Annotated in this window: 12 protein-coding genes and 1 pseudogene; 1 reads left to right on the top strand and 12 read right to left on the bottom strand. The window is 70.4% G+C overall.

All coding sequences use genetic code 11. The annotated features are described in order from the left end of the window. Window positions 1–264: 264 nt before the first annotated feature. Window positions 265–1,689 (bottom strand): type I glutamate--ammonia ligase, encoded by a 1,425-nt coding sequence (gene glnA, locus OHA25_RS46940; protein ID WP_305919807.1) that lies wholly within the window; start codon window positions 1,687–1,689, stop codon window positions 265–267. Between the two features lie 126 nt (window positions 1,690–1,815). Beyond that, window positions 1,816–2,928 (bottom strand): hypothetical protein, encoded by a 1,113-nt coding sequence (locus tag OHA25_RS46935; RefSeq protein ID WP_327583325.1) that lies wholly within the window; start codon window positions 2,926–2,928, stop codon window positions 1,816–1,818. A 77-nt stretch (window positions 2,929–3,005) separates the two neighbouring features. Between OHA25_RS46935 and OHA25_RS46930 the strand changes: the two genes are divergently transcribed. Next, window positions 3,006–3,467 (top strand): RDD family protein, encoded by a 462-nt coding sequence (locus OHA25_RS46930; protein WP_305919810.1) that lies wholly within the window; start codon window positions 3,006–3,008, stop codon window positions 3,465–3,467. Window positions 3,468–3,470: 3 nt separating this feature from the next. Here the strand turns inward: OHA25_RS46930 and OHA25_RS46925 are convergent, their stop codons facing one another. The 10 genes and pseudogenes from OHA25_RS46925 to sucB all read right to left on the bottom strand — a co-directional run bounded on the left by OHA25_RS46925 (window position 3,471) and on the right by sucB (window position 14,331). Beyond that, complete coding sequence (locus OHA25_RS46925; RefSeq protein WP_327583324.1) at window positions 3,471–4,235, bottom strand: class I SAM-dependent methyltransferase; 765 nt, start codon at window positions 4,233–4,235, stop codon at window positions 3,471–3,473. Further along, window positions 4,235–4,915 carry a DUF4191 domain-containing protein gene (locus OHA25_RS46920; RefSeq protein ID WP_305919812.1) on the bottom strand — a complete coding sequence of 227 codons (681 nt, stop codon included), beginning with the start codon at window positions 4,913–4,915 and terminating at the stop codon, window positions 4,235–4,237. The genes OHA25_RS46925 and OHA25_RS46920 overlap by 1 nt, the downstream gene beginning before the upstream one ends. Window positions 4,916–4,979: 64 nt before the next feature. Then, window positions 4,980–7,511, bottom strand: coding sequence for a beta-glucosidase family protein (locus OHA25_RS46915; protein WP_327583323.1), 2,532 nt, complete (start codon window positions 7,509–7,511; stop codon window positions 4,980–4,982). Between the two features lie 250 nt (window positions 7,512–7,761). Beyond that, window positions 7,762–8,142: pseudogene (locus OHA25_RS61685) on the bottom strand (hypothetical protein); the annotation flags it as partial. Between the two features lie 173 nt (window positions 8,143–8,315). Continuing rightward, window positions 8,316–9,245 (bottom strand): lipoyl synthase, encoded by a 930-nt coding sequence (lipA, locus tag OHA25_RS46905; protein ID WP_327583321.1) that lies wholly within the window; start codon window positions 9,243–9,245, stop codon window positions 8,316–8,318. Window positions 9,246–9,287: 42 nt separating this feature from the next. After that, a complete protein-coding gene (locus OHA25_RS46900) occupies window positions 9,288–10,268 on the bottom strand; it encodes a M48 family metallopeptidase (RefSeq protein WP_327583320.1) in 981 nt (326 codons plus the stop codon). 58 nt (window positions 10,269–10,326) lie between these two features. Next, window positions 10,327–11,031 (bottom strand): lipoyl(octanoyl) transferase LipB, encoded by a 705-nt coding sequence (gene lipB / locus OHA25_RS46895; protein ID WP_327583319.1) that lies wholly within the window; start codon window positions 11,029–11,031, stop codon window positions 10,327–10,329. A gap of 38 nt (window positions 11,032–11,069) precedes the next feature. Further along, on the bottom strand, window positions 11,070–11,807 hold the full coding sequence (locus OHA25_RS46890; protein WP_327583318.1) for a peptidase E: 738 nt from the start codon (window positions 11,805–11,807) through the stop codon (window positions 11,070–11,072). A gap of 38 nt (window positions 11,808–11,845) precedes the next feature. Continuing rightward, a complete protein-coding gene (locus tag OHA25_RS46885) occupies window positions 11,846–12,739 on the bottom strand; it encodes a TIGR01777 family oxidoreductase (protein WP_327583317.1) in 894 nt (297 codons plus the stop codon). Window positions 12,740–12,840: 101 nt separating this feature from the next. Then, window positions 12,841–14,331, bottom strand: a complete 1,491-nt coding sequence (sucB, locus tag OHA25_RS46880; protein ID WP_327583316.1) for a 2-oxoglutarate dehydrogenase, E2 component, dihydrolipoamide succinyltransferase — start codon at window positions 14,329–14,331, stop codon at window positions 12,841–12,843. Between the last annotated feature and the right edge of the window lie 28 nt (window positions 14,332–14,359).

Raw genomic sequence — 14,359 nt, 5'->3', positions numbered from 1 at the left:
GGGAAAATTCTGTGGGCCTTGTCCGGTAACGTGGTTCCGGGATTACTACGCGGAGCAGGCGGCGAGGTGACGATTGCGGAACCGCTATCTTCGCCCCCACCAGCGCAGAACGGCCCGGCACCGATTACGATGCCGGGCCGTTCTGTTACCTCTCTGTTCCTTCTGACGTTGCTCAGCAACGACAAACAACGACAACTAACCACAAGGTTTTCCCAGCTCAGCGCCCGTTTTAGGGATGATCGCCGAGGCCGGAAAACCGGGCCGTCACACGTCGTAGTAGAGCTCGAACTCGTGCGGGTGCGGACGCAGCCGGATCGGGTCGACTTCGTTCTCCCGCTTGTAGGAGATCCACGTCTCGATCAGGTCAGGCGTGAACACGCCGCCCTCGAGCAGGTAGTCGTGGTCCTCTTCCAGGGCGTTGAGCACGTCGGTGAGCGAGCCGGGCACCTGCGGGATGTTGCGGGCCTCTTCCGGCGGCAGCTCGTAGAGGTCCTTGTCGACCGGCTCCGGCGGCTCGATCTTGTTGCGGATGCCGTCGATGCCCGCCATCAGCATGGCCGAGAAGGCGAAGTACGGGTTGCAGGACGGGTCCGGCACGCGGAACTCGATGCGCTTGGCCTTCGGGTTGGAGCCCGTGATCGGGATGCGGACGCAGGCCGACCGGTTGCGCTGCGAGTAGACCAGGTTGACCGGCGCCTCGTAACCCGGCACCAGGCGGTGGTAGGAGTTGACCGTCGGGTTGGTGAAGGCCAGCAGCGACGGGGCGTGCTTGAGCAGGCCGCCGATGTAGTAGCGGGCCGTGTCCGACAGGCCGGCGTAGCCGACCTCGTCGTAGAAGAGCGGCGAGCCGTCCTTCCACAGCGACTGGTGGCAGTGCATGCCCGAGCCGTTGTCACCGAAGATCGGCTTCGGCATGAACGTCACCGTGTGGCCGTACTCGAGGGCCGTGCTCTTGATGACGTACTTGTAGAGCATCAGGTTGTCGGCGGTCTTGAGCAGCGTGCCGAACTTGAAGTCGATCTCCGCCTGACCGGCGGTGCCGACCTCGTGGTGCTGCATCTCGACCTCGATGCCGCACTCGATGAGGTTGCGGACCATCTCCGAGCGCAGGTCGGTGAAGTGGTCCATCGGCGGGACCGGGAAGTAACCGCCCTTGTAGCGCGGCTTGTAGCCGAGGTTGCCGCCCTCGGTCGCCTTGCCGGTGTTCCAGGCGCCCTCGATGGAGTCGATGTAGTAATAGCCGGCGTTCTGCTTCGTCTCGAAGCGCACGTCGTCGAAGATGTAGAACTCGGCCTCGGGGCCGAAGTAGACCGTGTCGGCGATGCCCGTGCCCTTGAGGAATTCCTCCGCCTTGCGCGCCACGTTGCGCGGGTCGCGGCTGTAGGCCTCGCCGGTCAGCGGGTCGTGCACGAAGAAGTTGATGTTGAGCGTCTTGTGCTGGCGGAACGGGTCCACCACGGCGCTCGACGGGTCAGGCAGCAGAAGCATGTCGGACTCGTGGATCGCTTGGAAGCCGCGAATCGACGAGCCGTCGAACATGAGCCCGTCGGTGAAGACGCTTCCGCTGAAGTTCTCTACCGGGAAGGTGAAGTGATGCGTCGTCCCCGGCAGGTCGGTGAACCTGACATCGACGAACTGCACCCCTTCGTCACTGATGAACTTCAGGACGTCGTCGGCGGAGTTGAACACTCTCGAACCTCCCTGGGGACTGGCCATCATTCCGACGCTAGGGCTTGGCCGTTTCCGTATGGTGTCTCGATTGTTTCGCACGTGTTACGCAGGGTCAGCTTCGCACATGATCGAGCCGGGAGCCGATCATGTTCTCTTGGCGGCGCGGCACTCGCCCGTATGCCGCTCCTCGTCGAGGACATATGGGTCTGTGGGCGTGCCCACCGGGACTTCCTTATCAGGGGCCGAGTCGGGGTACGCGGGGTGGATATATCCGTCGCGTACGTCACACCGCGCGGGCGTCGCGCTGCTGCCCCAATCGGTGATCCAGGTGATCGTGCCCCGTGTGTCACGGTACATGAGCACGGTGCCGCGGTGGTGCTTGACCAGCCGCATCGTCGTGTCGGGCCGACCCGGGCGCTGGATCGCGTACACGATCAAGTGGTTGATCTCCAGCTTGGCGCCGGTGATCCCGTCCTCTTTGAAGGCCGAGAGCTTGGTCCGGCCGTGGACCTTGATCACATCGGTGGCCTGCTCGGCGGTCTTCGGCGCGAAGCTCGTCACCCATGACCTGGTGTTCCGCTCCTTCGCGCCGTTGAGATTCTTCCGGAACCACGATCGCTGATCGGGATGGAGCAGCTTGACGAAGGGCGTCGGGTTGCCGCCCATGAGCGTCTCGCGGTCGAGATGCGCCGCCGCCAACAGGTCGCGCGCCCGTTTCAGTCCTTCGGCGACCTGCTTCTTCGACAGCCCGCCGAGCGCCTTGGCCTTGGGCATGGCGAAACCGGCCGCGCCCTCCGCCCAGTCTTCCGCCGCCGATCCCTCGAACGGCCCTGCCGCCGTCGATCCCTCGGACGGACCCGCCGTCTCCTCCTGGCCCGCCGTCGTTTCCGCCGCCACCGTCTCCTCGGGTTCCGGCTCCTCGGCCAGAGGAGCGGCCTGCACCGGCATGGTCTCCTCCGGTATCGCGCCTGAGGGAGCCAGCAGGTCGGGGCGGAGGGTGATGACGACCCCCGCGGCCGCGATCAGCGCCGCGACCGTGGCCATCGCCAGCCAGACCTGCCCGATCCGGCGCGGCGGCCCGGCTAAGTGAGAGTCCTGCGACGGGCCGTCGGCGCGGCCGGGCCGGCGTCCTGAGCGGCTGCGGCGCCCCGTTCTGGCCTCCTTCTTGGCGGTGGCCCGCATCCTGCGCCGCTCTTCGGCGTCGATCTGCGCGACCAGCTCGTTGAAACGCTCGTCGAGGTCATCCCCGTATGGCATGGCGTACATCGTGGCCGCTCCACGACGCGGTTGGGTCACAATGCCGACCGGCGTATCGGGCGGATACCGTGGAGGGCATGAGCAGCAAGGAACCTCGGTGGACGCAGACGTGGCTCGGCGGGGTCCGGGCCGCCGGGGTCGACCTCGGATACCCGGGCGAGCGCCTGGGGCTGCCCGAGGAGGGCAGCGGGTCGATCGCCGGGTGGGGCCGCAGGATCGGCGCCCTCGTCATCGACTGGGTGATCTGCACGTGGGCCGTCGTGCAGCTGCTGCTGAGGATGAATCCGGCCGAGTCGCCGTGGGCGCCCATGGCCGTGTTCGCCGTGCAATATCTGATCCTGGTCGGCTTCATGGGGCAGACGTTCGGGCATCGGCTGATGGGGATCAGGGTGGCCGCGATGGACGGGGGCAGGCCCCGATGGCTGCCCGTGCTGGCCCGCACGGTGCTGCTGTGCCTGGTCGTGCCCGCGCTGATCTTCGACCGCGACCATCGCGGCATCCATGACCGCGCGTCCAACACGATGGCCGTTCGGATGTGACCGCTAGCCGCGCACGCAGCTGAAGATCGCCGTACCCGGGAGGTGCCGGCCGCGGAGTGGGCTCCAGCCGCCCCACACCCGCTCGTGCCCCTCCGGCCACTCCGGCTCCAGCAGCCCCGTGATCGTCAGGCCGGAGGCGACCAGCAGGTTGACCCAGTCGGCCAGCGTCCGGTGATGCTCGACGTAGGTGACCGTGCCGCGCTCGTCCCGTTCCTCATAGGGGGAGCGGTCGAAGTAGGACCGGTCGGAGGTCAGCCCGCGCGGCCCCGGGTCGTCAGGGAACGCCCACCGGATGGGATGGCTCACCGAGAACACGAACCGGCCTCCCGGCCTGAGCACCCGGTGCACCTCGCGGAACACCGCGAGCGGGTCGGCCACGAACGGCAGCGCCCCGAACGCCGAGCACGCCAGATCGAAGGCGGCGCCGGCGAACGGCAACAATTCGGCGTCGGCCTGCACCACGGGCACGTGCAGCCCTGTGTCGAGATCGATCCGCTGGGAGTGGCGCAGCTGGCGATGTGAGATGTCGAACGCCGCCACCTTGGCACCTTGCGTCACCAGCCACCGCGCGCACTGCGCCGCACCGCAGCCGATCTCCAGCACACGCCGCCCGCGCACCTGCCCGAGCAGGTGCGCGTCGGCCTCGTCCACGCCCTCGGGGCACCACAGGAACCCGCTGTCACGCAGGAACTCGCCGTGCTCCACCTGGTAGTCGTCGGCGTTGACGTCCCACCAGCCGCGGTTGGCCCGCGAGGAAAGCGACAGCACTAGCGCATCTTGGGGCCGCGCGGGATGCGGGCACCCTTGGGCATCGGGCCCTTGGGCAGCGGCATGTTGCGCGGCAGCGAGCGCAGGCGGTCCTTGACCTCGTTGACCGCGGGCTTCTTCAGGTTGCGCGGCAGCTTCATGAGGTGGCGCTGCAGCTTGCCCAGCGGCACCTGCCCCTCGCCGTCACCGCACTGGATGTCGTAGATCTCGATGCCCAGCACCACCCGCGCGATCCGCTTCTTCTCGGCCGCCAGCATCTTGCCCACCCGGTTGCCGGGCCCCTCGGACACCAGCACGACTCCCGGGTAGCCGATCACGAGATGCACGAGGTCCTGGTCGCGGTTGACCGCGATGGCCGGGTTGACCTGCCAGTTGCCCCGCATGCCCTGCAACACCGCGGCGGCGGCGCCGGTCTGCCCGTGCAGGATCGAGTATTGCGCCCTCTGCGCGAGCTGACCGAACACCACCAGGCCGACGGTGAACGCGGCCAGGACGCCGATGAAGACCGAATACCACAAATAGCCCGTGACCAGGCCGATCACGACGACCACAGCGAGCGTGCCCACCGCCGAGAGGAAGACGAGCGGCATCCCCTTGGGATTGGCCTGCTTAATGATCTGCGCGACCATGCGGAGCTGCTTGATGCGCCCCGGCTTCTCTGGATCCTCGGACTTTGCCATGCTCTGAAGGATACAAACCAACTGGTGGGCTATGGGAAACGCGGCCCGGCGATTTCGCCGACGGCTAGATCTTGACGGTGACGGAGAGCCGCGAGTCGGCCACGTGGCGTGCCGCCTCGATCGTGTGCTCGCCCGTGAGCGTGCGCCAACCGCCCTCCCACACCTGGAAGGCCCGCTCGGGCAGGAAGACGGTGGTGAGCACGGTCTGCCCCGGCTCGGCCTCGACCACGTCGAACCCGGCCAGCCGCCGATCGGCCCCGTCGGCGACGTAGAGCTGGACGACCTCGCGGCCCGGGCGGTCGCCGGTGTTGGTGAGGGCCACCGTGACGGTGGTGCCCTCGGCGGCGATGGAGTCGTACGACCAGGTCGTATACCCCAGGCCGTGCCCGAACCAGAATGCCGGCTCCTTCCCCGACCGCTGCCATGCCCGGTAGCCGATGAACACCCCCTCCTCGTACGCCACCGCCCCGTCCACGGGCGTCACACCGGCCACGGGAACGTCCTCCAGGCGGCGCGGCCAGGTCGTCGGCAGCCGCCCGCCCGGCTCGGCGTCCCCGAACAGCACCTCGGCCAGCGCGGCCCCCGCCTCCTGCCCCGGGAACCAGGTGAGCAGCACCGCCGCCACCTCCCCGGCCCACGGCATCTCGACCGGCGAGCCAGCGTTGACCACGACCACCGTGCGCGGGTTGGCCGCGGCCACTGCGCGGATCAGCTCGTCCTGCCGTCCGGGCAGCCTGAGGTCGGTACGGTCGAAGCCCTCGCTCTCCACCTCCGGCGTGGTCCCGGCCACGACCACCGCCACGTCGCACTCCGCCGCCACTCCCACGGCCTCGGCCATGAGCGCCTCGTCGCCGGGGCTCGGGTCGGCGTGGCCGAGCGTGAAGGACACGATCGCCATGCCGCCGAACGCCCCTGTGGGGTGCGTCACGGTCACCTCGTACGGCTCGCCCGCCGTCATCGGCACGCTCAATCGCTGCTCCGGCGGAGAAAGGAACGCCGCGGCCGGGTCGCCGCCCGGCGGGTCGATGGTGTCGTCGAAGACGGTCTCGCCGTTCACGGTGACGGTGAAGGCGCCGGCGCCGACGACGGACAGCTGGTGCTCACCCGAGAGCCCCGGCGTGTATGCGGTCACCAGCCGGACCGCCTTGAGCCGATCGCCGTCCACGTCCGGCGGCAGCTGGCCGATCCAGCGCGCCTCACCGTCGGCCAGTGGGTGCTCGGCCAGCACGCCGCCCGCCTCGTCCAGGAACAGGGCCCTGGTGGGGGAAGGGATCGGCGCCAGGCGGACCCGGGGGTCGGTGCCGAGGGCGTACCGGACCTCGGCACGCGCACCGAGACCCTCCAGGGGTGAGACGATCCGGTCGGGGAAGACCTGGGCGCTGCCGCCGCCCATGACGCGCGCCTTGTCGGCGGCCGAGCCGATGACGGCGATCGTCGGAGCGCCCCGGAGCGGCAGGACGCCGTCGTTGGTCAGCAGCGTGAAGGCCCGTGCGGCGACCTCACGCGCCAGCGCCACACCATCGATCACCTCGCCACGCGCGCCCGCGCCCGCGCCCGCGCCCGCACCCGCGCCCGCACCCGCGCTTGCGCCCGCCCGCGCATCGGCCCCTTCGCCGGCGTCGGCAACTTCGGCCGCGCCGGCCGGGCCGGTCGGGTCGGTGGCCGAGGCGCCGATGCGTGTGGCGGCCGCCGGGTCGGAGGCGCCGGTGGGGGAGGCGGCCAAGGCCCCGGTGGACTCGTCCGGGGTGTGGAGGGCGCCGACGCGTGCGGCCAGGCGCAGGATGCGGCGGATCCGGTCGTCGATGACGGCCTCGGGCACGCGCCCGTCCCGCACCGCCGCCTCCAGCTTCTCGCCCCACGGCCCGTACGGCCCCGGCATCGCCACATCGGTCCCGCCCATGGCGGCCGCCTCGGTGGAGCGCACCGCCGTCCAGTCGGACACGACGAACCCGTCGAACCCCCACTCGCCCTTCAACACCCCGTTGACCAGCTCCGCGTGCTCGGTCATCGTCGTGCCGTTGACCGCGTTGTACGCGGTCATGACGCCCCAGGCGCCCGCCCGCACCACGCGCTCGAACGGCCGCAGGTACACCTCCCGCAGCGCCTGCTCACCCACACGGACGTCCACAGTGAACCGGTCGGTCTCGAAGTCGTTGGCCACGAAGTGCTTGGGCGTGGTGGCCACGCCGCCCTCCTGCACGCCCTCGACGTACGCCGCGCCGAGTTCACCCGTCAGGTACGCATCCTCCGAGAAGCACTCGAAATGCCGCCCACCGAGCGGCGAACGGTGCAGGTTGAGCGTGGGGGCGAGCAGCACGTGCACCCCCTTGCGCCGGGCCTCCTGGGCGAGCAGCCGCCCGGCCCGCCTGACCAGGTCCAGGTCCCAGGTCGCGGCGAGCGCGGTCGGGCTCGGCAGCGCGATCGACGGGTCGGCGGAACTCCACTGCTCCCCGCGCACGCCGATGGGTCCGTCGCTCATGACGAGCCGGTCCAGGCCGATCTCGGGAACCGGCGGGAGCGACCACATGTCCGCCCCGGTGAGCAGTCCGATCTTGGTGGTGAGGTCCAGGCGGGTGATCAGTTCGTCGAAGTCCACCCGCCCAGTGTTCACCAGAAAACCAACCACTCGATAGGTTTGTTACCTTAGCGTTACCTAAAGTGCGAAGAACTCCAGCAATTCGGGCACCAGCGCCTCGACCGCCACATCGTGCGCGCGCGGAGATGTGGTGCGCGGCCGCGATCGCGCCCGGGTCCAGGTCGATCTCGCCCAGGCGCTGCTCGATGAAGGCGTGCACGCGCAGCAGCAGCGGCACGGCCGGCGCGCCCGCGCCGCAGTCGGCGCTGATGGGCAACGCGGTGAGCGCGGCGACCGAGCCGGCGGGCAGGGCCAGCAGGTCGTGCGGGACGCTGAACACGGCCAGCCGCACGGCGCTGTCATAGGCCAGTTCGTACGGCCGAGTGAAGTCGTAGATCGCGAACTCGCCCCGGCTCAGCTGCGTGTACCGCTCGTCCTGGGCCAGGCGCGGGCTGCCAGAAAGGGCCAGCACCACCCGGTAGAGGTCGGGATTGTCACGGTGGATCAGCCCGGCGGTGCGGTGCACGCTGTGCGGCGTGGACGTAAGTATCCGGCCGACGCCCACGGCGCCGAGCCGCCCCATCTCGATCTCGCCCCGCAACGGCGCTTCCGGATCGATGCGTAAGTCGAGGGGGCCGAGCGTGTCGCACACGATGCTCCGCCAGGCGTCGTGGCGGCGCTTGCGGGAACATCACTGGTGCGGATCAGTACGGCCATGCCCCGTCGCCCTCCGTCGGATGCCCCCGGCCATGGTAACGACGCGCCCCAGCACGCGAAAGCGAAAGAGCCCCGGGCGAGCGCGCCCGGGGCTGTCCTCAGCTGGCCTCAAGCGGTCTGGCGCGCCTCGATGGCCTGCTTGTAGAGCTTGCCCGCCCGGTAGGACGAGCGGACCAGCGGCCCGGACAGGACGCCGGCGAACCCGATCGCCTCGGCCTCGGCCTGCAGCTCGACGAACTCCTCCGGCTTCACCCACCGCTCCACCGGGTGGTGGCGGGGCGTCGGCCGCAGGTATTGCGTGATGGTCAGCAGGTCGGTGCCGGCCGCGTGCAGGTCGCGCATGGCCTCGACGATCTCCTCGCGGGTCTCGCCCATGCCCAGGATCAGGTTGGACTTGGTGACCAGCCCGGCCTCGCGGGCCATGGTGATCACGTTGAGGGATCGGTCGTAGCGGAACGCGGGACGGATGCGCTTGAAGATCCGCGGCACAGTCTCCACGTTGTGCGCGAACACCTCCGGCTTGCTGGAGAAGACCTCCTCCAGCTGCTCGCGGTTGCCGTTGAAGTCGGGCACCAGCAGCTCGACGCCGCAGCCGGGCAGCAGGGCGTGGATCTGGCGGGCGGTCTCGGCGTAGAGCCAGGCCCCGCCGTCGGGCAGGTCGTCGCGGGCCACGCCGGTCACGGTCGCGTACTTCAAGCCCATCTGCTGGACGGACTCGGCGACCCGGCGCGGCTCGTCGCGGTCGTACTCCTTCGGCTTGCCCGTGTCGATCTGGCAGAAGTCGCAGCGGCGCGTGCACTGGTCGCCGCCGATGAGGAAGGTCGCCTCGCGGTCTTCCCAGCACTCGTAGATATTGGGACAGCCCGCCTCTTCACAGACCGTGTGCAGGCCCTCGCGGCGCACGAGCGATTTCAGCTCGGTGTATTCGGGGCCCGTCTTGAGCTTGGTCTTGATCCATGGGGGCTTGCGCTCGATAGGGGTTTCGGCGTTGCGCACCTCCAGGCGGAGGAGCTTTCGGCCTTCAGGAGCAACGGTCACGTCCTCAGCTTACGTCTCCCGGTGAGCCGGCCCGGTCGAGGGTCACGAGATGAGACCGAAGCCGCGGATCGCCCGGGCGTAATAGGTCTGGAGCTCGTCGTCGATGCGCTCGGACGCGCGCGTGCCGAGCAGATCGCAGTGCGGGGCCGCGGCGAGCACGCCGTCGGCGGTGAGCCGGGACCTGGCCAGCGCAGCCTGCCTGATCGACGCCGCGTTTTCGCCGCGCAGCGCCGCCGCCTGCATCGGCGCCAGGTAGCCGCCGGACCGCAGCTCCTCCAGCTCCGCCTGCTCCGCCGCGGAGGCGACCCGCCGCGTCAGCGCCTGCCGCCGTTCCCTGGTACGGGGCTCGCCGGCGCGGGCCAGCCGGCTGAGCGCGTACCGCATCAGCAGCACGGGAGCGCCGAGCACCCGGCCGAGCAGGCGGCCGAAGAACCCCGCCACCTCGTACGCGGTCCCCGGCTGGTCGGCGACGCCCAGGGAGGCGGCGGTGATCGTGGTGTGCGCCTCTTCCCTGACCCGCAGCGGCCCGGCCTCCATCAGGGCGTCCCGCCAGGCCTCCAGCGTGTCCAGCGCGCCACCCACGATGAGCTCCTCACCGGTCGGCACGCGGGCGTACGCGCTCGCCAGCAGCGTCACCCGCTGCCTGGGCGGCAGGGCCAGCCACAGCGGCAGCCCCACGACCAGCACCGGCGTACGTGCCAGGCCCACCCGGTCGTAGCCGGTCTCGGCGGCCAGGTCTCTGATCGCGATCTTGCGCGGCCGCGTCACGCCGACCCGGTCCGCCACGCGCTCGGCGACGGCGTACAGCTCAGGGGCCGAGTCGTGCTCGAGCGTCTCGGCGTCGGCGGGCAGCCGGGCCAGGCGTGGCCGCAGCACCCAGCCGATGGCCAGGCACAGCCCGCCGAGCAGCCACGCGAGCAGTGAATCCGCGTGCGCCAGGATGGTCCACGCGCCCAGCACGAGGAACGCCAGCGTCATCAGGTGCACGAGGAGCGCGAGAAGGAGAGCCAGGAGGCGCTTCACACGGGTGATGGTAAGCCGGTGATATCCCGGTTTTCGACGCTATTAAATGCCGATCCGGTTACCTCCGGAGGAGGTCCTCTTCGTGCAGCTCGAACGCCTCCATGCCGAGCGCCTCGGCCAGCCGCTTCTCCGCGATCGGCAGGACCTCTTCGACCACGATGCGCCGGCCGGTCTCCGCCGACAGCGAGGAGACGCCCACGTCGGGCAGCCCGCACGGCGCGATGCGGTTGAACCAGCGAGGGTCGTTGGCGCAGTTGAGCGCGAAGCCGTGCATGGTGACGCCGCGCGAGACGCGGATGCCGACCGCGCCGAGCTGGCGATCCGGCAGCCCCAGGTTCGGATCGCCCTTCGCCCACACGCCGCCCCTGCCCGGCACCCGCCGGGCGGTGACGCCGAAGTCGGCGCACACCTGGATCATCGTCTCCTCCAGGCGGCAGGCGTACGTGATCACGTCCGTGACGCCGCCGACGATCGGATAGGCGACGAGCTGCCCGGGACCGTGCCAGGTGAGCCGGCCGCCGCGATCGACGTCGATGACCGGGGTGCCGTCGGACGGGCGCTCCTGCGGGGCGGTGCGCTTTCCCGCGGTGTAGACGGGCGCGTGCTCGAGGATCAGTACGGTGTCGGGCAGCTCGCCCGCCACGCGCTTGCCGTGCACCCAGCGCTGCAGCGACCAGGCCTGCTCGTAGGGGACGTCGACGCCGAGACGGACGATGGCCAGTGCGTGGGGATCGTCCCCGTGGGTGCGAGCTCCGGGGCGCATGAGCCTATTGTGCCGTTCCCTCACCCTTGAAGGGTAATTCAGGGTGTGAGCAGACGAGGCTCGATCCTCAACTCCTTGATGCCCGCCGCCCCGTCGTGCTCCAGCCGGTAGGCGGAGCCGCCGGGCTCGACGGACACCGCCTGGATGAACTCCGTGCCCACGTAGTGGAGGCCGACGCCCTCGTCGGCGGCGAAGCCGGCGGGCAGCTCGCCGCTGGCCACCGACGCGTGCAGCAGCGGGCGCCGCTGCGGGTCGGAGTCGTAGTGGACGCCGCACGAGTAGGGCAGCAGCGCGAGCCCGTCGGACCAGGGCCGCAGCTCGGGGCCGAAGGAGTCGGTGTTGCCGCCCACGTGCCAGCACAGGGCGCCGGCGCTCTGCCCCGTGAGCACCACCCCGGACCGCCAGGCCTCCTCGAACGCCTCGTCGAGGCCGTGCAGCCGCCACAACGCCATGAGGTTGGCCACGCTGCCGCCGCTCACGTAGATCATGTCCTGCTCCAGGATCCACGCCTTGGGGTCGGCCACGTTGGGCATCGGGAACACCGTCAAGTGGCTCAGCTCGACGTCCCAGCCCGCGAACGCGCCGTACATCTTCAGCAGCCAGTCCGACGCATCGCCCGTGGCGGTGGCGAGCAGGCCGAGCTTGGGCCGGTCCTGGCCGGTCAGGTCGAGCCCGTAGCGCAGCAGGCCGCTCGCCTCGATGAAGCTGTAACGCGCACTCGGGCGAAACGAGCCACCCCCGATCGCGAGGATGTGCGACTGTCCTGACCGGATCATGTCATGATCTCCTACCTGAAAAGAAGGATGAACGGCCCCTAGAGTACGGCGCTCAGCGCCTCACCGAGACTGGTATGGGCGAAGCCGTAGCCGCTGTCCAGCAGGGTGCGCGGCAGGACGCGGTGGCTGGGCAGCAGCCCCTCGCGGGCGAACTCACCGAGCCCTATGGACAGCGCGAACGCCGGGACCGGCATCGGCATCATGCTCCTGCCCAGGGCTTTTGCGATGGCACGGGTGAACTCGGCGTTGGTGACGGGGGAGGGCGAGGTGAAGTTGACCGGCCCAGCCACATCCCGATTTTTCAGGACATGTCGTGCGGCTCCCACCCAGTCGTTCAAGGAGATCCACGACCAGTACTGCTTTCCCGATCCCAGCGGCGCTCCCAGCCCCATCTTGAAGATCGGCAACACCCGGCCCAGCACCCCGCCCCGCCGGCTCAGCGCAAGCCCGGACCGCATCTGCACGGTCCTGATGCCCGCCTCGCTGGCCCGCCGCGCCTCGGCCTCCCACTGCACGCACAGGTCCGCCAGGAACCCCGTGCCCCGGTCCTCGCTCTCGTCGATCTCCCGGTCGCCGGTGTCGCCGTAGAAGTCCACTCCGGAGGCCGACAGGAGCACCTCGGGTGGCCTGGACAGCGCGCGCAGGGCGTCCACGAGCACCCGGGTGCTCCGCACCCGGCTGTCGACCAGCTCCCGCTTGTACGCCGCCGTCCACCGCTTGTCCCCGATCGAGGCCCCGGCCAGGTGCACGACGGCCTCGGCGCCGTCCAGCGCGGCAAGGTCGACCTCCTGCTCGGCGGGCTGCCAGTAGGCCTCGTCCGGGCTCCTCGGCTCCCGGCGCACCAGCCTGACGACCTCTTGCCCCTCGGCCCGCAGCGCCGCCACCAGCGACGTGCCGAGCAACCCCGACGCTCCCGTCACGATGATCGCCATACGCTCACCCTACGCGGCCCACCCGCGGATGCGCCCGGCGAACCGGGCCGGCACAGGGAAAGGGCCGGGCGGAACCCCGCCCGGCCCTTTCCCTGAACCCCTTACGCGAGGCCGAGCTGGGCCTCGAAGCGGCCCTCCTCCAGACGGCGCTTGATCGTCGTCAGGAAGCGCGCCGCGTCCGCCCCGTCCACCAGGCGGTGGTCGTAGGTCAGCGCCAGGTAGACCATCGACCGCACCGCGATGACCTCGCCCTCAGGCGTGTCGACCACCACGGGCCGCTTCACGACGGCGCCGGTGCCGAGCATGCCCACCTGCGGCTGGTTGAGGATCGGCGTGTCGAACAGCGCGCCCCGGCTGCCGGTGTTGGTCAGCGTGAACGTGCCGCCGGTGAGCTCGTCGGGCGTCACCTGGTTGTTGCGGGTGCGCTCGGCGACGTCGGTGATCTTGCGGGCGAGACCGGCCAGGTTGAGGTCGCCGGCGTTCTTGACGACCGCCGCCAGCAGGCCGCGCTCGGTGTCCACCGCGACGCCGAGGTTCTCCACGTCGAAGTAGGTCACCTCGTTGGTCTCGTTGTTGATCGTGGCGTTGAGCTTCGGGTGCTGCTTGAGCGCCTCGACCGCCGCCATGGCGAAGAAGGGGGTGAAGGTCAGCTTCACGCCCTCGCGGCGGAAGAAGTCGTCCTTCGCCTTCGCCCGCAGCCGCGCGATCTTGGTGACGTCCACCTCGACGACCGAGGTGAGCTGCGCGGCGGTCTGCAGCGACTCGACCATGCGCTTGGCGATGGTCTGACGCAGTCGCGACATCTTCTCCGTGCGGCCCCGCAGCGTGGTGTCGACCGCCACCGGCTCGGGCGCCGCGGCGACCGCGGCGACCGGGGCGGCCTGCGCGGCCGGAGCCGGGGCGGCGGCCGGAGCGGGCTGGACGGCGGCGGGTGCCGGCGCGGCCTCGGCCGCGGCGGCCTTCTCACGCTGGGCCTTGGCCGCCTCGAGCACGTCCTGCTTGCGGATGCGGCCACCCACGCCGGTGCCGTTGATCGCGTCGAGGTCGACGCCGTGCTCGTTGGCGAGCTTGCGCACCAGCGGCGTGACGTAGGGGCTCTCACCCGAGGGCAGCGGGGTCGGCTCGGCGGCCGGCTGCGCCGGGGGAGCGGCCTGCGGGGCCGGAGGAGCGGCCTGCGGGGCCGGGGCGGGCGCCGGGGCGGGCGGCGGCGTCGGCTGAGCGGGGGCCGGCTGCGGGATCGAGGAGACCGGCGCCGGGGCAGGCTCGGGCTCGGGCTCGGGCTCGGGCTGCGGCGGAGCGGGCGCCTGGGCGGGGGCCGCCGCCTCAGGAGCCGGGGCGGCGGCGCCCGGCTGGGCGTTCTCGTCGATGACGGCGAGCTCGGCCCCGACCTCGACCGTCTCGTCCTCGGCCACGACGATCTTGGTGAGCACACCCGCGGACGGCGACGGGATTTCGGTGTCGACCTTGTCGGTCGACACTTCGAGGAGCGGCTCGTCGGCCTCGACGCGCTCGCCCTCCTTCTTCAGCCAACGGGTGACGGTGCCCTCGGTCACGCTCTCGCCGAGCTGGGGCATCTGTACGGAGACCGGCATCGTTATTCTTCTCTCGCGTTCTGATCTC

Origin of the sequence: Nonomuraea sp. NBC_00507, from assembly GCF_036013525.1 — a bacterium.
GTDB lineage: Bacteria > Actinomycetota > Actinomycetes > Streptosporangiales > Streptosporangiaceae > Nonomuraea.
The sequence above is the reverse complement of the archived record's forward strand: the minus strand, read 5'-3'. Positions and strand labels throughout refer to the sequence as shown.